19 protein-coding genes are annotated in these 21,439 nt (G+C 48.2%); 2 read left to right on the top strand and 17 right to left on the bottom strand.

What is annotated here, in order from left to right:
* Window positions 1-599 precede the first annotated feature (599 nt).
* The 6 genes from HZB62_12845 to HZB62_12820 form a co-directional block, all read right to left on the bottom strand.
* Window positions 600-2,354 carry a DUF2326 domain-containing protein gene (locus HZB62_12845; protein ID MBI5076039.1) on the bottom strand — a complete coding sequence of 585 codons (1,755 nt, stop codon included), beginning with the start codon at window positions 2,352-2,354 and terminating at the stop codon, window positions 600-602.
* Window positions 2,351-2,581 carry a hypothetical protein gene (locus tag HZB62_12840; GenBank protein MBI5076038.1) on the bottom strand — a complete coding sequence of 77 codons (231 nt, stop codon included), beginning with the start codon at window positions 2,579-2,581 and terminating at the stop codon, window positions 2,351-2,353. The genes HZB62_12845 and HZB62_12840 overlap by 4 nt, the downstream gene beginning before the upstream one ends.
* A complete protein-coding gene (locus HZB62_12835) occupies window positions 2,578-3,336 on the bottom strand; it encodes an HNH endonuclease (protein ID MBI5076037.1) in 759 nt (252 codons plus the stop codon). Before HZB62_12835 ends, HZB62_12840 begins: the two co-directional genes overlap by 4 nt.
* A 302-nt stretch (window positions 3,337-3,638) precedes the next feature.
* A complete protein-coding gene (locus HZB62_12830; GenBank protein MBI5076036.1) occupies window positions 3,639-4,160 on the bottom strand; it encodes an ORF6N domain-containing protein in 522 nt (173 codons plus the stop codon).
* A 70-nt stretch (window positions 4,161-4,230) separates the two neighbouring features.
* Window positions 4,231-4,572 (bottom strand): DMT family protein, encoded by a 342-nt coding sequence (locus HZB62_12825; GenBank protein ID MBI5076035.1) that lies wholly within the window; start codon window positions 4,570-4,572, stop codon window positions 4,231-4,233.
* A 20-nt stretch (window positions 4,573-4,592) separates the two neighbouring features.
* A complete protein-coding gene (locus HZB62_12820) occupies window positions 4,593-5,771 on the bottom strand; it encodes an NADP-dependent isocitrate dehydrogenase (GenBank protein MBI5076034.1) in 1,179 nt (392 codons plus the stop codon).
* Window positions 5,772-5,983: 212 nt separating this feature from the next.
* On the opposite strand from HZB62_12820, the gene HZB62_12815 reads away from it, so the two are divergent.
* Both HZB62_12815 and HZB62_12810 read left to right on the top strand, forming a co-directional pair.
* Window positions 5,984-7,855 (top strand): DUF4445 domain-containing protein, encoded by a 1,872-nt coding sequence (locus HZB62_12815; GenBank protein MBI5076033.1) that lies wholly within the window; start codon window positions 5,984-5,986, stop codon window positions 7,853-7,855.
* 31 nt (window positions 7,856-7,886) lie between these two features.
* Window positions 7,887-8,654: a response regulator gene (locus tag HZB62_12810; GenBank protein ID MBI5076032.1), complete on the top strand. Its 768-nt coding sequence runs from the start codon at window positions 7,887-7,889 to the stop codon at window positions 8,652-8,654.
* On the opposite strand, the gene HZB62_12805 is transcribed toward HZB62_12810, so the two are convergent.
* The 11 genes from HZB62_12805 to HZB62_12755 form a co-directional block, all read right to left on the bottom strand.
* Complete coding sequence (locus tag HZB62_12805; GenBank protein MBI5076031.1) at window positions 8,648-9,499, bottom strand: pantoate--beta-alanine ligase; 852 nt, start codon at window positions 9,497-9,499, stop codon at window positions 8,648-8,650. The two genes, HZB62_12810 and HZB62_12805, sit on opposite strands and share 7 nt — an antisense overlap.
* A gap of 159 nt (window positions 9,500-9,658) precedes the next feature.
* Entirely contained in the window at window positions 9,659-10,720 is a 1,062-nt protein-coding gene (gene ispG / locus HZB62_12800; GenBank protein MBI5076030.1) for a flavodoxin-dependent (E)-4-hydroxy-3-methylbut-2-enyl-diphosphate synthase, read from the bottom strand.
* Window positions 10,701-11,738, bottom strand: coding sequence for an endolytic transglycosylase MltG (mltG, locus tag HZB62_12795; protein ID MBI5076029.1), 1,038 nt, complete (start codon window positions 11,736-11,738; stop codon window positions 10,701-10,703). The genes ispG and mltG overlap by 20 nt, the downstream gene beginning before the upstream one ends.
* Window positions 11,739-11,914: 176 nt before the next feature.
* A complete protein-coding gene (gene groL / locus HZB62_12790; GenBank protein MBI5076028.1) occupies window positions 11,915-13,549 on the bottom strand; it encodes a chaperonin GroEL in 1,635 nt (544 codons plus the stop codon).
* Window positions 13,550-13,587: 38 nt separating this feature from the next.
* Window positions 13,588-13,848 carry a co-chaperone GroES gene (gene groES, locus HZB62_12785; GenBank protein ID MBI5076027.1) on the bottom strand — a complete coding sequence of 87 codons (261 nt, stop codon included), beginning with the start codon at window positions 13,846-13,848 and terminating at the stop codon, window positions 13,588-13,590.
* 173 nt (window positions 13,849-14,021) lie between these two features.
* Window positions 14,022-14,948 (bottom strand): zinc-ribbon domain-containing protein, encoded by a 927-nt coding sequence (locus HZB62_12780; protein ID MBI5076026.1) that lies wholly within the window; start codon window positions 14,946-14,948, stop codon window positions 14,022-14,024.
* Window positions 14,942-15,613: a rhomboid family intramembrane serine protease gene (locus HZB62_12775; GenBank protein MBI5076025.1), complete on the bottom strand. Its 672-nt coding sequence runs from the start codon at window positions 15,611-15,613 to the stop codon at window positions 14,942-14,944. The genes HZB62_12780 and HZB62_12775 overlap by 7 nt, the downstream gene beginning before the upstream one ends.
* A gap of 222 nt (window positions 15,614-15,835) precedes the next feature.
* Window positions 15,836-16,087, bottom strand: a complete 252-nt coding sequence (locus HZB62_12770; GenBank protein MBI5076024.1) for a DUF2442 domain-containing protein — start codon at window positions 16,085-16,087, stop codon at window positions 15,836-15,838.
* Window positions 16,088-16,098: 11 nt separating this feature from the next.
* Window positions 16,099-16,365, bottom strand: a complete 267-nt coding sequence (locus tag HZB62_12765) for a DUF4160 domain-containing protein (protein ID MBI5076023.1) — start codon at window positions 16,363-16,365, stop codon at window positions 16,099-16,101.
* Between the two features lie 278 nt (window positions 16,366-16,643).
* Window positions 16,644-19,496: an excinuclease ABC subunit UvrA gene (gene uvrA, locus HZB62_12760; GenBank protein MBI5076022.1), complete on the bottom strand. Its 2,853-nt coding sequence runs from the start codon at window positions 19,494-19,496 to the stop codon at window positions 16,644-16,646.
* Window positions 19,497-19,537: 41 nt separating this feature from the next.
* Complete coding sequence (locus tag HZB62_12755) at window positions 19,538-21,367, bottom strand: tetratricopeptide repeat protein (GenBank protein ID MBI5076021.1); 1,830 nt, start codon at window positions 21,365-21,367, stop codon at window positions 19,538-19,540.
* Between the last annotated feature and the right edge of the window lie 72 nt (window positions 21,368-21,439).

The raw sequence follows: 21,439 nt of genomic DNA, 5'->3' as shown, positions 1-21,439 counted from the left end.
CTCCAGTGCGACCTTTGCTTTGAATGTTGCTCCATGGTTCCTTCTCGGTCTTCTTGCCATTGTCACTGCTCCTTTCTATCCCTCTTAGTTTAGAGCAGCTTTATCACTTATACCACTGTCCAGTTTTTCCAGACCCTCTCTCTATCTTAAAAAAGCCTTGATCCAGGGGGGATATGGAGCGACTACTCCTAAAACAAGCTCTGGGAAACAAAAGACAACGGGATATCCTGATATAGAATTAAGAACTGAGCGCAACGAAATTTACTATATTGAATGCAAAACATACAACATTGAAAATATTGACACAACTCAGCGCTCCTTCTATTTATCGCCCTCCGAAGATTTTAAAATAAATCATGATGCTGTTCATTTTATCGTTAGTTTTGAGATATACGTTGATGGCCGGTCTGTATCAAATAATATATATAAGGCAAGACGTTGGAAAATACTTGATGCCTGCAATTTAACTCTTGATGTTAAATACGAGTTCAATTCAGACAATAAAAGAATGTATGACCGTTCGCTCATAATCAGTGAAAGCGAAGAATAATTAATGCCTTCCCAGCTTCCCCTCCAAACAACCGACGTTCTTTTTCCGATCAAAATCTCACGCCGAGAATACCTCCGTCCTCTGTTGCGTCCGTAAGTTTTATGCAAACAAACCGGTCAAATTCATTTCTGAATTTATCAGAGAAATCGTTAAAGGGAATAATGTCGGAATTGAGCGTGCAAATATATTGAAATCCTTTTGACTGCGCCTCAGAAGCAGCCAACTCTAAAGCCTTTGCAATTTGTCTTTCATCGACGCCATCGAAAATAGTGCTGTCATGTATCAGAAAGCCCGGCATATCGGCATGGGCTGCTCTAAGTTGAGTAAGGGTCAGATCATAGCAGAAGACCTTCATATACCCTATGCCCTGACTTTTGGCCCGTTTAATTTCAACTTTATATTTATAGCCCGTATCCTTAATATCTATCGAAAGGGTGCCGGGTTCAGAATATAAGTTTTCAGAGTTCTTATTGAAAAATTTGCGCGCATTATCCAGCTGCATTTGTCTTTCCTGATAATCTCGGTGGGTCTTTTGGATAAGCTCTTCCTTTTCTATTTTCAAAACGCTTTTGCCTTCTTCAAACGCTTCGAGGTTCTTTATTCTGCCCTTAACTTCCTCAAGTTGCTGCCTGAGCTCTACAACCCTATTTTGCAGTTTGGAATATTCTTCCAGTGCGCCGTGCGTCTTAAGGATTCCAAGCAGTGCCGCTCTCTTATTGGAGTTATTCTCAATTTGATATTTTTGCTCGTCAATCTCACTCCTGATCCTTGCTATCTCAGATTTCAGATATTCTTTCCGGTTGCGCACTATCGTTTTGTGAAACTCCAAGGTGTCGTATATTTTCTTTACAACACCTTCAGGGAAGATAAGGCCGGCTTGTTCGTAGATTTGTTTTACGCTATCCGCAGACGCATCCCTTTCTTCTGTAATGCTCTCTTCATACTTACTCAAGATGTGAGCATTAATGGCATATTTATTCTTTATTCCCTGAATCATCTTGTGCAGGGCCTCAGCTTCTTCATAAATGGAGTAATACTGCGGATGGACCTTAAAAGTTTTCAACTGGTCTTCAGCAGCGCTGACTTCATCCTCCAGCCTCACCCTTTCCGCTTCCATGTCGCCCAAGGTTCCAATTAAGCCCACCAACAATCCCTGATTTGCCGCTTTTTTCAACTCCTGCAATGTATGCTCTTTATCTTTCAATAACTGAAACTCAGCTGCATACTCACAATTCAACCCCAATAAATAGGCATTATTCACCTGCATGTCAAATTCCTTCTGTTGCGCATAGTGCTTAAAGGGGTCATGAAATGCGCCGACGCCTCGCCTGGCAAAATATGAGATTAAGCTGCGGAAGGTCGGCTTATATTGTTCGCCTGAAGCTTCTGCCGGCAGGTCAAACATCAAATAACCGAGCAACGAGTTCCACTCCGCTGTTTTCATGGAAAATCTCTTCTCATATATATCGTAATCCGGTTTTATCGGCCAGCTTGAGATATCACCTTCAATCTTCACTTTCTTGAAGTCTTTTGTGTTTCGGTAAATCGTGTAATCTTTTCCCCTTAATGTTAAATCCAGCATAAACGTCCAATCGTCTAACTCTTTTACCCTCAATCCCTCGTCGGGCTTTGTGCCCGCGCCAAAACAGAAATGGATTATCTCTATAAGCGTTGTCTTCCCCAAACCATTTCTCGAATCCTTCGGGTTAGACTCTTTAGTTCTCTCAGCAAGGACAACATTAAAACCTGCCTCGAAACGCACTGCCTTAAAGGAGCTATGATCGCAGCGAACCGCTTTAATCATTTCATCTGCCTTTTTATAATTCCGTTTTCCAATTCTATCAAACCCAATGCATACAGCAAATCAAGAGTGAGAACGAATCTTTCAAAGGTCCTTACTTCCAAATATTTCTTGCGAGCTTTCTCCCACAAGGAAGAGACAGTTTGTGGCGTGCTCAGTTCAATGATTATCTTTGACCCCACTCCGATCAAGGAATTTGAAAGCGTAATGTTTTTATCAGGAAATATCATTGCTCGAAAACCTCGCAGATTTCAAAAAAATGAGTCAATACCGAAAGTCCTGCTGATTGCAGTTTAAAATCCGAAGAATTATTAGATGCAAACTCAAGCAAGGCATAAAACAATGCATCACCCTCCAGGCCGTCGCTCTTTAATCCTCTATACTTGTTCACAAACCCCGCTCTCAACCGCTCCGAAAATCGGTAGTCAGGATTTTCATTTAAATATTTTTCAACCTGTTTTTTCTGAATCATACCAGTGGTTATTAGGTTGCCTACTTCTGAGGACAAGTTATTTCTTTTTATTTTTTCATGTGGCGGAATAACAGTTATATTGCTGTCGGATATTGGAACCGCTACAAGATATTTTACGATGACTTCAAGTTCAGCAAAGGTTATCTCCGGCATAGCAACCCTTCTTGACTCATCAACCCATTTCTCATGATCCTTTTTGATGCCTATTAATTTATCTACGGTGTATTCCTGAACATCATTGTCAATCTTCGTGTGGCATGTCGGACAGACCAGAATGAGGTTCGCATAATCGGCCCTCTCTGGTTCCGGCATTTCAGGATTATAGCGCGCCGAGCTTGAGCTTTTACCTTCGATACCAGGATTTTCTCCCTCAATATGAGCCATCACACCAACAGGGTATGGGTCTCCTCCCTTCCCTTCGTCAGTGATGGCAGCCTGACAAACGGCGCATTTATTTCCGCTTCTGCCCCATAACAATTTTATGTTTTTTTCTGTAATCTTTTTCTTGTTCATAGAGTTCTGCCACTCATGCGAAAATCTGCCGCTCTTTCCATTAAATTGTTCTGATTATATCATCTTTAATGAACATAACGGCGCAAATTAACCGCAGCAAACCCCTCACAGCGTTATGCCTCCTTGACCCATCTCTTCTATAGTGCAATCTATGGGGTCGGACTTGCTTATGGACATTCTCCCTCATTGCCCCCGGCAAATCTTGAACCTGATGTCGAAAATTGCAACTTCAGGTTATTCCGATTCGTCAGTTTATCCACTTGGCATCCGAGTCATACCTGTCAGCGTAAGACTTGATCTCTTCATTTATCCTTCTCCCGCCTGAATCCAATCTTGCCCTTCTTGGATATAGGCGGAGCCATTAATTGCCTTATCGCATCAAAGACTACCTTGAACTGTGAGTCATATTTCTTTTCCATGTCGACGAGTTTCCGGGCGAGGTCTTTATGGGTCGAAAGCATCTGCCGGAGTCTGACAAATGTCCGCATTATCTCGATATTGACCTTGACCGCCCGATCACTATTGAGGACGGTGGAGAGCATCGCTACGCCTTGCTCGGTAAAGACAAAGGGCAGATAACGCCGTCCGCCACGCCCTTCTGTTTTTGACATTCCAATTTGGAATCTCAAAGAGTCAGCCTCTTCCTTGCTGAGCTGGAACATAAAATCCTCCGGGAAGCGATCAATATTCCTTTTAACAGCCTTGTTCAGATTAGAAGTCTCCACCTCGTAAAGCGCCGCAAGGTCACTGTCCAGCATTACTTTTTCGCCACGGATCAGATAGATTTTTCTCTCGATTATCTCAACAGGAATAAGTTCTTTCATGTCCCCTCCATAATGACCCACCAAAATGCTTCCTGTGTGGATATCACAATCTGTGATACCAGGCCTTCAGCTATGTTCTGAATATGAAATAGACCGCGCCCATGAGGCAGATGCCGGCCCAGAGGTAATCGAGCTTGAGCGGCTGGTCCATGTACAGGACCACAAACGGCACAAAGACCGAAAGGGTTATCACCTCCTGAAGGATCTTCAGCTGGGGAAGGCTCAGGGAAGTTGCGCCGATCCTGTTTGCCGGAACCTGCAGCAGGTATTCAAAAAGTGCAATGCTCCAACTCACTAAAGCAGCAATATACCAGGCCTTATTGTTCATGTTTTTCAGGTGGCCGTACCACGCAAACGTCATGAAAATGTTAGAAAGCACCAAAAGACCTGCTGTCTTAACAAGTATCGTCATATTCCAGTCAGGCCAGTATCCTATGCTTTCAGCTGCAGCTTCAGACGATCCACTACAGCATCGATGAACTCTTCAGTCTTTGCATACGTTGTCACCTTGGGCTCGGCAATAAGCATAAGGTCCTTGGTCATGATGCCGCTTTCCACAGTCGCGATCACGGTCTGTTCTACGGTATGGGCAAACTTCACCACATCTGGGGTATTATCGAGCTCTCCTCTTTTTGCGATCGCGCCGGTCCAGGCGAAGATCGAGGCAATGGAGTTCGTTGAAGTCGTATTGCCCTTCTGGTGCTCATAATAATGGCGCGTGACCGTGCCGTGCGCTGCCTCGAACTCAAACTTGCCGTCAGGAGAAACCAGCACCGATGTCATGAGGCCAAGACTGCCAAAGCCCGAAGCAACCATATCAGACATGACATCGCCGTCATAGTTCATGCAGGCCCAGAGCATGCCGCCTTCTGACTTCATGATCTGGGCTACAGCGTCATCAATCAGCATGTAACGATAGGCGACCCCGGCCTTCTGCAGGGCATCCTTTGCCTTCTCTATCTCTTCGGCAAAGACATCCCTGAAAAAGCCGTGATACTGTTTTGAAATGGTATCCTTTGCTCCGAACCAGAGGTCCACCTTCTCGCTCAGGGCATACTGGATGCATGCCTTTGCAAAGCTCCTGATCGAAGGTTCGGTATTATGGGTGCCCATGATCACACCGGCACTTTTAAAATCATGGATCTTGAGGACCTTCTTCTCCCCTCCGCCTGCAGGCGTAAAGACCAGTTCTGCCCTGCCCGGACCGTCAACAACGAGCTCAGTGCTTTTATAGATATCGCCGTATGCGTGACGGCCGATGATGATCGGTTTTTTCCATGACCGCACCATGGGAGGGATATTCTTCACAATGATCGGCTTTCTGATGACCGTGCCGTCGAGCATGGAACGGATCGTGGCGTTGGGACTTTTCCACATCTGTTTGAGATTATATTCCTTTACCCTTGCAGCATTCGGCGTGATCGTGGCGCATTTCACGCCTACGCCGAATTCCCTGATCGCATTGGCTGCATCTATGGTCACCTGATCGTCAGTGTCATCCCTGTGCTTCATGCCGAGGTCATAGTATTTCAGATCAATATTGAGAAAGGGGAATATGAGCTTCTCCTTGATGAACTGCCAGATGATCCTTGTCATCTCATCGCCATTCATCTCGACAATCGGGTTCTTTACGGTTATTTTATCAGCCAAGGCAGCCTCCTGAAAGTAATGTAAAGGTAATTTATAGGCTCTCCCATAGCCTTGTCAACAGGGCCCGGATCAGCGCTGCGACCAACCCGGAATGATATTAAGCGTCAAGGTTTAAAAGCGTCGCCGCAGGATTTCTTGATTTTCATTCTTGCCAAGCAATACAATGAAAGACAATGGAAATAAAAATACTCGACGGCAGGACCCTTGCCGCAAATCCCGACAAAAGCGTATACCAGACACTGCGGGATAACGGCGTCTATCTCGTAGCATCCTGCGGAGGAAAAGGCGTCTGCGGCAAATGCCGGGTAAAGGTCCTCGAGGGCGGATACCGGACTGAATCTGCGACAAAACTGAAGAAAAAAGAGATCGGGGACAAGGTGGTCCTGGCATGCACGACCTTCCCTGAGGGAGACCTGCATATCGAGATCCCCGAAGACTCCAGGCTGGTCATCGGCGATAAGATCGCGGTCTCAAAATCAAAGGGCTTTCTCGATTTCCTCAAGTCAGAAGAACCAACGCTGACGCCCCCTGTCAGAAAGATCATGCTTACGCTTATGCCGCCTTCCATTGAAGACAATATCAGCGACGTAGAGCGGGTAAAGAGGGCCCTGACCGAACATGGTATCAAGGGGATGCGTTTTTCCCATGGCTTTGTGCAGTCCATGGCAAAGGCCCTGCGGCAGCATAACTGGACCGTACATCTTACGTACACCGAATATTTCGAGGCAATATCGATCGTCTCGCCTGAACGGGTGAAACACTATGGCCTCGCTGTTGATATCGGGACCACTACCGTTGTCGTCTATCTCGTTGACTGTATTGACGGCACGGTTCTGGATACAGGCGTTACATACAATTCGCAGATGCGTCATGGTGATGACGTCATCACAAGAATTGTACATGCAACAGAGGGCGGGGCTCTTCAGGAACTGAGAAATGCTGTCGTGAACGATATCAACGGCCTGCTTAACGCCATGATGGAGCGCAATCATATAAGCCGCGATGATATTGACTGTGCCGTGATCTCCGGCAATACCACCATGGTACAGCTTTTCTGGGGACTGGACCCATCCTCGATACGCGAGGAGCCTTACATCCCAACCGTAAACGCATATCCGGCATGGCGTGCAGGCACGGCAAAGCTTCTGATCAACCACCAGGCACCGGTCTATACCGTGCCCTGCGTCGGCAGCTATGTGGGCGGCGACATCACGGCAGGTCTTCTTGCATCAAAGATGCACAGAAATCCTGAAGTAGCGCTCTTTATGGATATCGGCACGAACGGTGAGATCGTTGTGGGCAATAACGAATGGCTCATTACCGCCGCCACCTCGGCCGGCCCCTGCTTTGAGGGGAGCGGCATCAGGCATGGCATGAGGGCAACTGACGGAGCCATAGAATCGGTAAAAATTAGCCCCGGGACCTTCGACGTTGAGCTTGGCGTGATCGGCAATGTGCAGCCCACGGGCATATGCGGCTCAGGCATGATCGATGCGATATCAGAATTCTTTTTTGCCGGCATCATCGACCAGAAGGGCAAGTTCGCACTGGATCTGAATACCGACAGGATCAGAAGTGAGGAAGAAGGCCCCGAGTTTGTTCTGCATCGCGGCGAAACAAAAGACATCGTGCTTACGGAAGTGGATATTGAGAATATCCTGCGTGCAAAGGCAGCGATCTATGCCGGCATGTCTGTTCTGCTTAAAGAAGTGGGGCTCTCCCTTGATACGGTTGAGCGTATCTATATTGCGGGTGGATTCGGCAACTACCTCAATGTTGAGAAGGCGATCATGATCGGCATGCTCCCTGACATGCCAAAGGAAAAGTTCTCCTTTATCGGCAATACCTCAATTGCAGGGGCGTATCTCTGCCTGCTGTCCGAAAAGATGCGGCGCGAGGCAGAAGAGATCGCAATGAAAATGACCTATATCGAACTTTCGGTCTCGCACGGCTTCATGGATGAGTATATGTCGGCACTTTTTCTCCCTCATACCAACATTGACCTTTTCCCAACCGTCAAGACAAGGTATAATAAAAAAATCTGATCCAAGCAGCGCCCCAGGAGAAACCGGAATAATGAAGCAGCCTGATTCGAATGCCATACTCTTTGCAAATGACAATCCATCGTTCCTCATGTATGTCGGCATTCTTGTCAAGCGACTTGGATACAAGGTCTATCTGGCCCTTGACGGTATGGAGGCTGTTCGGGTTGCAAAGGAGCGGAAGCCGACCATCATAGTCCTTGACTATACCCTGCCCAAGATCGACGGCGTTTCGTGCCTCAACCTCATCCGTAATGACGCATATCTGCGCGACATCCCCATTATCATGCTCAGCCCGGAGGAGAACAGCCTTTCGAAGCCGGCCATTGACAGGATAGACATCCAGGCCTGTCTGAAAAAACCGCTGAATGTGACCGACTTTTATCTTGCCATACAGAAATGCCTTCGTCATTCCATAAAACGAAGACATATCAGGGCACCGCTCAGCATTACCATAAGCATGACCTGCAAGGGAAAACAGCGGGATCTTCAGGCATCGAATCTTTCTGTTGAAGGTATATTTCTGAAGACCGCTGATCCCTATCCCGTAGGCACTGAGATGGATATCGTGCTTTCGGTTGATGACGAAGATCCGATCGAACTGCACTGCATGGTCGTATCTGCCAAAAAGATATCTGCTGAGATCCAGCCTGAATCAGGCATGGGCATAAAATTCATGGATATTCCGGAAGATGTCCGTTACCGCCTCCACTATGTTGTTATAAAGGAATTAACCAGAGACATCAGCGTCGGTGATACCGGCGAGACGTGGCTTGACGAAGCGCTGAACAGTGATTACTGAACAGCAACAAGCATATTGTCAATAAGCCGCGTCGGCCCCATCCTCACTGCACCGGCAAGCAGCACCTCTCCCTGAAGATCTTCCATCTCCTCAAGCGAATCAGGATGATAGACCGAGACATAATCAACACTGGTGATCTGCGCCTCTTTCGCAAGCTGAGATTTCATGGCTTGCCGCAACTGAACTCCTGATCGTATGCCTGATCGTATGGCCTCAGCTCCATAACTGAGGCAGCGGTACAGCACTATTGCTGCATTTCTCTGTTCCGTATTCAGATAGGCGTTCCGTGAGCTTAAGGCAAGGCCGTCCTCTTCCCTGATGGTAGGGCAGACAACAACATCAACATCAAGATTCAGGTCCTTTGCCATTCTCCTGATTATCACGGTCTGCTGAAAGTCCTTCTGACCGAAATAGGCCCGTGTCGGCCTGACAATAGCGAAGAGCTTTGCGACGACAGTCGCTACCCCTTTGAAATGGCCTGGTCTGAAATATCCGCACATCCTTTCAGAAAGACCCTTCACCTCGATCTCTGTCGAAGATCCGGCCGGGTACATAAGCGTATCGTCAGGGAGAAAGAGAATATCGACAGCTTCCTCCCTGAGCCTCTCGATATCAGCCTCAATCGGTCTCGGATATTTGGTAAGGTCCTCAGAGGGTCCAAACTGGGTCGGGTTCACATAGATACTCACCGCGGTTACGTTATTTTCCTCTCTGGACATCCTGACAAGGCTCAAATGTCCATCATGAAGTGCTCCCATGGTAGGCACAAAACCGATGGTCCTGCTGCGGAGCAGGTGGCCTCGCGATGTATCCTGCATGATCCTCGGAATTCTGATTATTTCCATATTTCAGTTATTAACAGTTTCATAATAATGAAGACATTGATTTGTAAAATCCCTCCTAACCCCCCTTTTTCAAAGGGAGGGATAATTCCCCTCTTTGGAAAAGAGGGGCGAGGGGAGATTTTCTTACTCTTTGTCTATTCACTTAGGAGATCCCTAATATCACTTACCTTTTCTGATCTCGTTCATAAGTTCCTTAAGCATTTCTTTTTCCTTGACCGTCTTTACGACCTTGCCCTTCCGGAAAAGAATACCCGTGCCTTTTCCTCCGGCTATACCGATATCAGCCTCGCGGGCCTCTCCCGGGCCGTTCACCACGCAGCCCATAACAGCAACGGTCACCTGCTTATCCGTATCCTTGAGTTCATTCTCGACCTTTGCAGCCAGCCCTCTTATGTCGATCTGGCATCTGCCGCAGGTTGGACAGGAGATGATATTCGCACCCTTCTGCCTGAGCCCAAGAGACTTGAGTATCTCGTAGGCAACGCGCACCTCCTGCACAGGATCGGCTGACAGAGAGACCCTCATGGTATCACCAATGCCGTCCGAAAGGAGAATACCGAGACCAACAGAGCTCTTGATAATTCCGGTAAAGGAAGGGCCAGCCTCTGATATGCCTATATGGAGCGGGTATTTGAACTTCTTTGCAAAAAGACGATAAGCGTCAACCGTGGTCGGGACATTAGAGGCCTTAAGCGATACCTTTATCTCCCTGAAGTCCAGGCTTTCCAGAATATTGATATGTTCTGCTGCGCTTTCCACGAGTGCCTCAGGGGTGGGGTGCCCGTATTTCCTGAGCAGGTCCTTTTCAAGAGAGCCGGCATTCACTCCAATGCGTATGGGTATGCCCTTATCCTTGCAGGCGGATACAACCTGAACCACTTTCCAGCGTGCACCTATGTTTCCAGGGTTGATCCGCAGACCGTCAACCCCCTGACTGATCGCCTCAAGCGCAAGCCTCCAGTCAAAGTGAATATCCGCGATCAGGGGTATGGGTATTGCCTTTCTGATCTTTCCCAATGCCTGAGCAGCTTCCATGTCCGGGACTGCCACCCTGATGATCTCACACCCTGCCTTTGCAAGCCTCCGTATCTGGCGCGCTGTTGCCGCCGCATCTCTGGTATCTGTCTTTGACATGGACTGTACGGATATAGGGCTGCCTCCGCCTACCGGGACATTCCCGACCTGAAGTTTTCTTGTCCTGTTACGATGGGCCGTTGCCATTGCTGCCTTCCTTTGCGTTATGCCTTTTCTCCTGCTTCAACATGCGATAGCGTTTTACCGCCTCTGCATGCTGCGCTGCAGTTTCGGAGAACCGATGCGAGCGGTCATCCTGAGCAACAAAATATATGTAGGGCACATTCGCCGGATAGAGTGCTGCCGTGATCGATTTAATGCCTGGTGAGGCAATAGGACCGGGAGGAAGCCCTTTATTAACATAGGTATTATAAAGAGTCTTGCGCTTGAGGTCGGTCAGCGTGATCTTTTCCTTCGAGCTCTTAACGCCATAGATCGCCGTAGGGTCTGCCTGGAGAAGCATATTCTTTCTGAGTCGGTTATGATAGACAGCCGAGATCAGTTCCCGTTCGCTGTCAACAACAGCCTCTTTCTCTATGATCGAGGCCAGGGTCAGGACCAGGTTCTCGGTCATGCCAAGCTCCTCTGCACGGGCATTCAGTTTATCCGTGAGCTTTTCACGCATCCGGGAGATCATGATATCAAGGGCCTCTTCGGTCTTCATGCCCTTTGGTATGAAATAGGTGTCAGGATAAATGTACCCTTCTATGCTCGGAGCTTTGATATCATAGGTCGACAGGAAATCGCTGTCTTTCGCAAGCTCCATGAATTCCTCGGGTGATATGATCCCTGTCTTTGCAAAGACAGATGTGATCTCCAGCAGCGAATCACCTTCGAGTATTTTCATCTCGTATTCAATGATCCTGCCCTTGCGAAGGACCTTCAGGATCTCAAGGGGGTTCATGCCGGTCCAGAGGGAGTAGAACCCCGCTCTGATACGTCTGTCCACGCCTGTCAGTCTGCCGGTGACAAGAAAGATCCTTTTATCCCTGATCAGGTTCTGACTTCGGAGTATCTCAACAGCCTGCCTGAAGGTAGATCCTTTCGGGATCTCAATTTCCAGGTTCTTGTTGCTGGTCTGAACAGGCAGAAAAAGCTCTATGGCCGCATAGAGCAGAAAGAGCAGAAATGTAGCAGAAAACATCAAAAAAATGTTCTTTTTCATTCAGAATTAGGATGCCAGAAAAGACCGGCAATGTAAACCCCGTTAGAAGACTTTAAGCAGAGGGGCTTTCTAACGGGGTAAAGGTTTACCCTCTGGAGTGTTTACACTCTGGAGGGATAAAGAAAAGGCGGGGCAATTGCCCCGCCTTTTCAGCGTGCTATAAACAGTCTTCTCTCTTAGTACATGCCGCCCATGCCGCCGCCAGGAGGCATTGCCGGCATCTCAGGCTTCTCCTCAGGCAGATCACTGATCATGACAGAAGTGGTCAGCATAAGGGATGCAACAGATGCCGCGTTCTGAAGCGCGCACCTCGTAACTTTTGTCGGGTCAACAATCCCGGCCTTCAGCATGTCGACATATTCTTCAGAGCCTGCATCAAAACCGTAATTTGCGTCCTTTGAGGACTTGACCTTCTCCACAATAACAGACGGCTCAAGCTCGGTATTGTTGATGATCTGGCGGATAGGCTCCTCAAGCGCCCTCTTGATAATGTCAACACCCACCTGCTGATCATGGTTCGCAACCTTGACGCCTTTAAGTGCGCTGACGCAGCGAAGAAGTGCAACGCCGCCGCCAGGGACTATACCTTCTTCAACAGCTGCACGGGTAGCATGGAGCGCATCCTCGACCCTTGCCTTCTTTTCCTTCATCTCGGTCTCGGTGGCTGCGCCGACATTGATGACAGCAACGCCGCCAACGATCTTTGCAAGCCTCTCCTGGAGTTTTTCCTTATCATAATCAGAGGTGGTCTCATCGATCTGTGCCTTGATCTGCTTTACCCTGCCCTCGATCTTCTTGGGATCGCCGGCACCCTCGATAATGGTGGTATTTTCCTTGTCAACCGTGATCTTCTTGGCCCTTCCGAGATCAGTCAGCTTAACGGTCTCAAGCTTGATGCCGAGGTCCTCGGAAATAACGGTCCCGCCGGTAAGGATAGCGAGATCCTCAAGCATTGCCTTTCTCCTGTCGCCAAATCCCGGAGCCTTGACCGCGCATATCTGAATCGTGCCCCTCAGTTTGTTCACAACAAGGGTAGCAAGGGCTTCGCCTTCGACCTCTTCTGCAATGATCATGAGCGGCTTGCCCATCTTAGCTGTCTGTTCGAGGATCGGAAGCAGATCCTTCATGGAGGAGATCTTCTTCTCGTTGATCAGAATGAATGCATCGTCAAGGTTGCATTCCATCCTCTCCGGATCGGTCACGAAATAGGGTGAGCTGTATCCCCTGTCAAACTGCATTCCCTCAACAACATCGAGGGACGTTGTCATGCTCTTTGCCTCCTCAACGGTGATAACGCCGTCCTTGCCGACCTTATCCATGGCATCTGCGATCAGTTCGCCGATGGTGGAGTCATTATTCGCGGAAATGGTACCTACCTGAGCTATCTCTTTCTTGTCCTGAACAGGCCGGCTGATCTTCTTGAGTTCCCCTACAATAGATTCTACGGCCGTCTCGATGCCCCTCTTGATATCCATGGGGTTTGAACCTGCAACAACGTGCTTGATGCCGCCGCTGTAGATTGCGTATGCGAGGACTGTCGCAGTGGTTGTGCCGTCGCCGGCAACATCCGAGGTCTTGCTGGCCACCTCACGGACAAGCTGTGCTCCCATATTCTCGAAAGGATCCTTGAGTTCGATCTCTTTTGCAACCGTAACACCGTCCTTGGTAATGGTCGGCGCACCGTATTTCTTGTCGATCACAACGTTCTTGCCCTTGGGGCCGAGCGTTGCCTTTACTGCATCCGTAAGCTGAGTGACGCCCTTCAGCATCGATCTCCTTGCTGCCTCATCAAAAAGAAGCTGTTTTGCCATATGTCATTTCCTCCTGAAAAATTGTGTTTGGATTTTAGTTATTCTACGATGCCGAGTATGTCTTCTTCTTTTACGATCAGATAGTCAGTTCCGTCAATATTTACCTTGGAGCCTGAATATTTGTCAAAAAGGATGATGTTGCCGACCTTCAGTTCTTTCACTTCCGAACCGACAGCCTCAACCTTGCCTTTCTGGGGCTTTTCTTTGGCAGAATCAGGGATATAAATCCCGCCTGCTGTTTTTTCTCCTTCTTCAGAGTAGGATACAAATACCCTTTCCTTCAATGGCTTAAATTTCATAAGCATTTCTCCTTTCCTTAATAATAAGATTTTTGGGGTTATTAGCACTCAATGCCGGTGAGTGCTAATATAACTTGATTTGATTGATTATAGCAAGGCCAATTGCAGAACGAAAAAGCAGAAAAATAGGTTTTTTCTCTGATTTTCTCTAAAATACTTCTTTTTTTTATAGATTACTGCGAAAGTGATTTTTTCTTTGCAACCAGAAAGTTATCTATGGCTTCGCGATAAAAATCGGCTTTTGCCCTTATCTCCTGAGGTATTCTGCTTTCGTAAAGCTTAAAGCCTTCTTTCACCTCGGATCCAAAAACCGCGTAGAAATCACCACGCCTGACAGCCTCATCAACCTTGGCAGAATTATAGAGATAGATATCATTAATTATCGTGCGGGAAAGCCTTCTTGCCTTTTCAACCGACTCATCCGTCTTCAGATCTGCTGCTGGCGCTGCTGATCCCGGAGTCGGGGTCGTCAACTCTTCCCTGACCGGAGCATCTGCATTCCTTATTGTCTGGGGCTGCGGTGCTTGCGGAGCAGCGGCTGCGGGCTGCGTCTGCATTTCAGGTTTTTGAGGTTCTGCAGGAGCACCGCTCTTTATCCGGTTGATCGACTCGATCAGCCTGACAGAAAGGTCATGCTCCTCGATATAATCGTCAGCGCCATAAAGAGATACCGGCTCTCTTCTGTACTTTGTCTTGTCATATATCGAAGGCACAAGGATAAGCTTCATCTCTCTGGTTTCAGGCCGCGACTTCAGTTTCTTGCAGACCTCGAATCCGTAGATCTTCGGCAGCGCAACCTCTATGATGCCGAATGCCGGCAGCTCCTTCAATGCCGTCACCATGGCATCTATGCCATCAGCAGACGTAACGACCGTATATCCCTCCCCGACAAGAAGTTTCGTTATATTCTCGACCACCGATGCGCTGGAATGCGCGAGGAGGATCTTTTTGTGATCTAATGACTTTTTCCCCTGGACAGCAGGCTTTTTAATAACAAGGACTGTGCTACACTTAGGGCACTTGAACCTCGAGCCCTGAGGAGAAAGCTTTGTCTCGTCAACCTTCAGCCTTGTCTTGCATTTTGGACATACAACTACCACGTGCTGGACCTCCTTGGCTGCCACAGTTTAATGGTGATAAGACCTGCTAGGAATCCGCCTGCATGTGCAAACCAGGCAATACCTCCCTGACTCGCCATTCCCTGCGTTATCAAGCCATTTACAACCTGTATAATAGCCCAAAACCCTATAACTATCAAGGCAGGGATCTGCACGGTCTGCACAAAAAAACCGAGAAAGATGATCGTATGTATCCGCGCCATCGGAAAAAGCAGAAGGTAGGCTCCAAGCACACCCGAAACCGCACCGCTTGCGCCGATCATCGGCACACCCGAGCCGGCTGCGGCCATTGTATGGGACAGGGCAGCCACAATCCCGCAAAACAGATAGAACAGGATAAACCTGACGTGGCCGAGCCTGTCCTCAATATTATTACCGAAGATCCAGAGGTAGAGCATATTACCGAAGATATGGAAGACGCCACCATGCATGAACATTGAGGTGAATATCGTAAGCAGGGGATGTATGGGCTGGGTAGATTCAAGAGAAACAATGTTCTGCGGAATAGCGCCATACGCATAGACAATGCGCTTGCCGTCAACGTCTGAGATGAGCTGAAGCAGGAAAACGAGAATGTTCAAGCCAATAATGCCTATGGTAACAAAGGGAAACGTATTTGTCGGATTGTCGTCTTTATAGGGGAACATATTATCTCAGCCTATATCGAGCCACAAAAGGAAAGTCGCAAAAGCTACGGCGACCAGGTTCTGATATCAATAGGGCGTGATGCGTTTTGCAGCCGGGTCTTTGCAATGCCAGGTTGAAGCTGCGACATGTGCTGCGGATCAATATTGCCGCCCTTGGCTGTTCTTCATTTAAGAAACTTATTCTCTCTATGATAATGTAAAGCTTCTTGTGCAGGGCATTTATTACACTTTCACCTGTTCAATTCCTACACTCTTTTCATACAAAAACTCCGGGTCCATGTCCAGATGATTTGCCCACTCTATGGTGTCGAATTTGACGGTGACCGAATTAAAAACGGAAATGTCCCTCAACTCCGCGAATTTCCCTACGCTCAAATACGGCGCCATATCAAACACCCTTTCTTCATTGTCGCCAAAGGTAAGCTGCAACTTGTAATCGTTTAATGGGTTAACTCTCTTCACAGGCATATACATGATTGTCTCCTTTATTTCAACGGTTCAATAGGAAACGGCAGTTCGCCTTTAGACGCCAATTCCCAATCGGCCAGCAACTCATCTTTGTGTATTTCTGCCCATGCCTGAACGAGCTTCAGTTGTCTGGCGGGCAACTCTCCATCTGACAATTCACATCTCCGTATGTCAATAACAGCCTTGTAGTCCTGATAGTACGCATGAAAATGAGGCGGATTATGCTCGCCCGGTGAACAATACATGCGAACTATGATCCCATAAAACATTGCAATGGTCGGCATTACACCTCCAATTGGCCAAGATACTGCGGTAATTTTACGATAAGCCGGTTAATTTAACAACAAGATATTGAATGATGGCAGTCGGGCAAATAAGCTGTTTCAGCTATTAACCCGCCAATATAATATCGCAAGGCGTCATCCTCGCTTGTCAGGGATCGGACGGCATAATACGTCGAAAACAAAGAAAGATTCCGGATACCCAAACGTCGGGCACAAGCAAGCCGGAATGACAAAATTAAGGCATTTAACTGGCGCGTTAATAATACTTGACTGGCACATCAGCCATATTTTTTCAGATATATGCCTGTATATGACTTCTTATCTTTCACCAGTTCATCGGGGGTGCCCTCAAACACGATCCTGCCGCCCTGATCGCCGCCTTCCGGGCCGATGTCAACAACCCAGTCAGCTGCCCTGATAACATCGAGATTGTGTTCGATCACAACAACCGTGTTACCTGCCTCGACAAGCCTGTTCAGAATATGAAGCAGGGCCTTCACATCCTCAAAATGAAGCCCGACCGTCGGTTCGTCAAGAATGTACAAAAACCCGGGGTTAGGGATTGGGATTTTGGGTTTGACTTTACTGACCCCTGGTCCCTGATCCCTGATCCCTGTCTTCTGCAACTCCGCGCAGATCTTGAGTCTCTGGGCCTCTCCCCCTGAAAGCGTTGTAGCAGACTGCCCAAGGCGGAGATATCCAAGCCCGGTTTCCATAAGCAAAGTAAGCTTTGCTGTTATGGCAGAGTATTCCCTGAACAGCTCTATCGCCTCCTCCACCGTAAGGTTCAGAATATCGTAGATATTCTTCTCCCTGAAGGTCACGCGAAGCGCCTCTGGCCTGTACCGCTTGCCGGAGCACTTCTCACAGGTTATATAGAGATCCTCGAAAAAAAACATCTCCATAAGCTCATACCCGCCGCCCTTGCACGTCTCACATCTTCCGCCTGCAACATTAAAGGAAAAGAATCCAGGCTCATAGCCGTGTGCCTTTGCTTCTTTTTGCTGGGCAAATATCTTTCTGATATGGTCAAAGACCTTGAGATAGGTTGCGGGGTTTGAACGCGGACTCTTGCCGATCGGCGATTGATCAATGAGTCTTATCCCTTTCAGCTGCTCTGCACCCCTCAGCTCATCATACGGAAGCGGCTGCTCATTGCCGATCCTGAAGTGGCGGGCGAGACCCCGGTACAAGGTCTCGACAACAAGGCTGCTCTTGCCTGAGCCGGAAACGCCGGTGACTGCGATCAATCTTTTCAGGGGGATATTCAGATCCAGGCCCTTGAGGTTATTGCCGCTGGCATTGCACAGCATCAACAGGTCTCCGGAGAAGGACCTTCTCTTTGACGGAAGCCGGACCTTCTCCTCGTTGCGCAGGTACCGCGCAGTAAGCGTATCAGCCTTAAGGAAATCCTGCAAGGGTCCGGAGAAGACTACATTGCCCCCCCTGTGGCCTCCGCCAGGGCCAAGCTCGATCATCCATGCAGACGCCTCGATGATGCTTCTGTCATGCTCAACAACGATGACCGTGTTGCCCAATTCTGCAAGCTGCTTCAATATGCCTGCAATCCTGTCCGTGTCTCTCGCATGAAGACCGATGGTAGGCTCATCGAGCACATAGAGCGTTCCTGTAAGGACTGACGCAAGCTGATTTGAAAGATTGATGCGCTGATATTCACCCCCGGAAAGGGTCTTTCCATACCGGTTGAGCGTGAGGTATCCAAGCCCCACCTTTTCGAGATATTCGAGCTTCATGGCTATCTGCCTCAGCAGTTCCTTTGCCATCTCCCGCCTGAAGGGAGAAAGATCGATATCTGCAAAAAACTGAGAAAGCATAGTGACCGGCATGGCAGACAGTTCGGCAATATCCAGACCGGAAACTTTATGCGAGAGGACCTCTTTCTTTAATCTCTTTCCTCCGCACGCATGACAGGTGGCTGACCTTCGGTATCGTGAGAGGAATACCCGCACATGGAGCTTGTACCTCCACCCTTCAAGCTCATCAAAAAAAGCATCGATGCCATGGAACCCTTTGACCCCCTTAAACAGTATGTCCTTTTCTTCGGGCATGAGGTCAGCATACGGTTTATGAAGATCAAGACCTGCCTTCTTCCCCTTTGCAAGAAGCTGTTTTCTCCACCACTTTGCTGCAGGCTTGTTCCAGGGGTCCACTGCCCCTTTTGCAAGAGAGAGATTTCTGTCAGGAACAATGAGATCCTCGTCATACTGGAGCGTATCGCCAAAGCCTTTACAGACAGGGCATGCGCCAATCGGGTGGTTGAATGAGAAGAGGAGAGGCGACGGCTCCGGCAAGACAATGCCGCAGTCCTCACACGCATGCTCTGATGAAAATTTCAACGCAATAGTATTGTCTGTTGACTGCTGATTGCTGATGACTGATTGCTGATGACTGACTACTGATGACTGACCGCTTATGATCGAGACCTTCATGCTGCCCCGGCCTTCTCTCCATGCAGTTTCTACGGAATCGGAAAGCCTCGGCTCATCTTTAATAACAAGCCGGTCAAGCACGATCGTGAGATTGCCGTCTGACTGCAGGTCAGGGCCGGGTTCTGTGATCTCCCCGTCCTTCCATGCCCTGAAAAAGCCTTTTCTTTTCATCTCTTCAGGCGGCTCTTTCGTATCAAAGAGGATGAATGCCTTCTGACCCGCGTATTTTTCTGCAAGCTCTGCGGATATCTGCGATGGATCCCATTTTCGTATCTCCTTGCCGCACTGCGGGCAATAAGGGGTTGAGACCTTTGCAAAGAGGACCCTGAAGAGATCGTACAGCTCTGTAAGCGTGCCGACGGTCGAGCGCGAACCACGAATGGAATTCTTCTGCTCAAGCGCTATCGCCGGGCGTATGTTCAGGATCGCGTCAACATCAGGCCTGTCCAGCTTTTCGAGGAATAACCTGGCATAGGAGGAGAGGGATTCAATAAACCTCCACTGGCCTTCGGCAAAGATCGTATCAAAGGCCAGTGACGATTTTCCTGAACCGGAGACCCCGGTCACTGCAATGACCTTGTTATGGGGAATGCAAAGGCTTATGTTTCTGAGATTGTTCTGCCGGGCGCCTTCAATGATCAGTTCCTGCGTGGACATCCTGTTATTGTAGCATAGGCTCACGCATGCTAAAGAAGCTGATGGCGGCTGAATACTGCTGAATGCTACGGCTGCTGTGCTCTTTTTATCTGCCGGGCTTTTTCTAACATTATCGTTCTCTTCGTCTCATCTCCCTTGCCTGCATAGGCATTGGCAAGGTTAAGAAAAAGATAGTCTTCATGGGGCGCATAGACCAGTGCCTGCTCAAGCGTGGCAATGGCTTCATCAAAGCGTTCAGCCTTGATATACTGCACGGCCAGATTGTTTCTGAAGACAGGAGATAAGGGGTTAATCTCTATAGCCTTTTGAAAGCTGTCGATTGCCAGTTCCCTCCGGCCCATCGCGCCATAGGTCCGCCCCATCTTGTTCAGAATATCAACATGAAGAAGCCTGTCTTTTTTCCCCTTCATGGCCATATCGAGATATTCAAGGGCCTTCTCGTAATTACCAAGCCAATATTGTACGTCTCCAAGGTTGTAGTACACTGCAGTATAGTTTTTGTCCGCCTGAAGCGCCTTCTCAAAAAGCTCGTTGGCTGTTCCGTAAAACTTCTGTTCCTTGTACACAATACCAAGGTTATTGTAAGCCCTTGCATTGTTCGGCGACTTAGAGATAACGTCACTCCATAGACTCCCGGGCGCCTGCCAGACACGGTTTCTGTTCATTGTCCCGACAGCAAGAAAGACTATGATCATGACGACCAGCCCTATCTTACCCCTTTGGTGCTGCACCGCTCTGTCAACCGCAGCCACTGAGGCGATGCATAATCCTACTGAAGGCAGATACATCCTGTGTTCATTAATAACGTCGCGTATGGGTATTACGCTTGACTCCACTAAAAGTGCAACAAAGAACCATGCAATACCGAACGACAGAAGCCTCACTCTTTTATAGGCAGCGCCCGCAACAAAAACAAGGGATCCGAGAACAACAAGAGGCAGGATCATGTCCCGCGAAAATAGGGTGGTTGATACAGGATAATCATAATCCAGGTTCTGGTTCATCGGAAGGAACATAAGCCTGAGATATGTAGTGACAACCTTGAACTGGGTCAGGAGATATTCGCTCCTTGAGATCTGCACGGTTTCCCGTGAAAGCGAATCAAGCGATGAAGCTGCATCGCCAAGAGATTTTCCGGCAATGATCACCCCCGACAACACAACCCCCACCGGCACGAGAAACAGAAGAAAAGCCTTGATACTGCCCCGTATCTTTTTGTTCTTATCCCTGAAACCAAAGAAATATATCTCACACAGAAAGGCCATAATCGGGATCGTAAATGCTATCTGTTTTGTCTTCATGGCCAAAACAGCTGAAAGAAGCGAGACTGAAAAAAAACCTATTATTTTAAAAAATCGCTTTTCCTCGGCCCCTGTCTGGCAGAGTCTTGCTTTTATATAAAAGATCAATGAAGTGAGGTAGAAAAGAGTGGCAAGAGAAGTAAAACGTTGGGAAATATACGAAACCGCCTGGGTCTGTATTGGCTGCACAAGAAAAATAAATACAGAGGAAAATGCGAGAAAGTCCTTCGAAGAATACGCCCTTTGAATCTCCGGAGTGGAGCAAAAAAGACATATAAAAATAAACAATATCAGCGCATTGGCAATGTGAATACCGATATTTGTCAGGTGATATCCCTGAACAGCGAGACCGCCATAAGCGTAATTCAGTGCAAAGCTCAGGTACCCAACATACCGACTGCCGGAAAAATTCCGCAGGGTTATCGGCAGGCTCTTTATCGTCTGATTCTCAGTAATGATGCCCCTGTCATCAAAAATAAAGGGGGCCTTTACTACATTGCTATAGATAAGAAAACCGAGAAGCAGGAGCCCAATAAGCCCTAAGGCTGCAGAGCCGATCTTACGGCTCTGCTCAGGGGGCAATGAAAAAGCCATTAGAAGTTTCTGTTGTTATTATTGTCGATCGTAAAGTCATCGCCTGCAACTCTTGTCCCGGCTCTACCCTGA

The sequence above is a fragment of the Nitrospirota bacterium genome (genome assembly GCA_016214855.1).
In the GTDB taxonomy this organism is placed as follows: Bacteria; Nitrospirota; Thermodesulfovibrionia; order Thermodesulfovibrionales; family UBA6898; genus UBA6898.
This window is presented reverse-complemented; position numbering and strand designations above follow the sequence as displayed.

Coding starts and splice junctions, on each gene's coding strand:
- HZB62_12845 (MBI5076039.1), bottom strand. CDS start 2,354: ATGATTAAAGCGGTTCGCTGCGATCATAGCTCCTTTAAGGCAGTGCGT.
- HZB62_12840 (MBI5076038.1), bottom strand. CDS start 2,581: ATGATATTTCCTGATAAAAACATTACGCTTTCAAATTCCTTGATCGGA.
- HZB62_12835 (MBI5076037.1), bottom strand. CDS start 3,336: ATGAACAAGAAAAAGATTACAGAAAAAAACATAAAATTGTTATGGGGC.
- HZB62_12830 (MBI5076036.1), bottom strand. CDS start 4,160: ATGAAAGAACTTATTCCTGTTGAGATAATCGAGAGAAAAATCTATCTG.
- HZB62_12825 (MBI5076035.1), bottom strand. CDS start 4,572: ATGACGATACTTGTTAAGACAGCAGGTCTTTTGGTGCTTTCTAACATT.
- HZB62_12820 (MBI5076034.1), bottom strand. CDS start 5,771: ATGAATGGCGATGAGATGACAAGGATCATCTGGCAGTTCATCAAGGAG.
- HZB62_12815 (MBI5076033.1), top strand. CDS start 5,984: ATGGAAATAAAAATACTCGACGGCAGGACCCTTGCCGCAAATCCCGAC.
- HZB62_12810 (MBI5076032.1), top strand. CDS start 7,887: ATGAAGCAGCCTGATTCGAATGCCATACTCTTTGCAAATGACAATCCA.
- HZB62_12805 (MBI5076031.1), bottom strand. CDS start 9,499: ATGGAAATAATCAGAATTCCGAGGATCATGCAGGATACATCGCGAGGC.
- ispG (MBI5076030.1), bottom strand. CDS start 10,720: ATGGCAACGGCCCATCGTAACAGGACAAGAAAACTTCAGGTCGGGAAT.
- mltG (MBI5076029.1), bottom strand. CDS start 11,738: ATGAAAAAGAACATTTTTTTGATGTTTTCTGCTACATTTCTGCTCTTT.
- groL (MBI5076028.1), bottom strand. CDS start 13,549: ATGGCAAAACAGCTTCTTTTTGATGAGGCAGCAAGGAGATCGATGCTG.
- groES (MBI5076027.1), bottom strand. CDS start 13,848: ATGAAATTTAAGCCATTGAAGGAAAGGGTATTTGTATCCTACTCTGAA.
- HZB62_12775 (MBI5076025.1), bottom strand. CDS start 15,613: ATGTTCCCCTATAAAGACGACAATCCGACAAATACGTTTCCCTTTGTT.
- HZB62_12770 (MBI5076024.1), bottom strand. CDS start 16,087: ATGTATATGCCTGTGAAGAGAGTTAACCCATTAAACGATTACAAGTTG.
- HZB62_12765 (MBI5076023.1), bottom strand. CDS start 16,365: ATGCCGACCATTGCAATGTTTTATGGGATCATAGTTCGCATGTATTGT.
- HZB62_12755 (MBI5076021.1), bottom strand. CDS start 21,367: ATGGCTTTTTCATTGCCCCCTGAGCAGAGCCGTAAGATCGGCTCTGCA.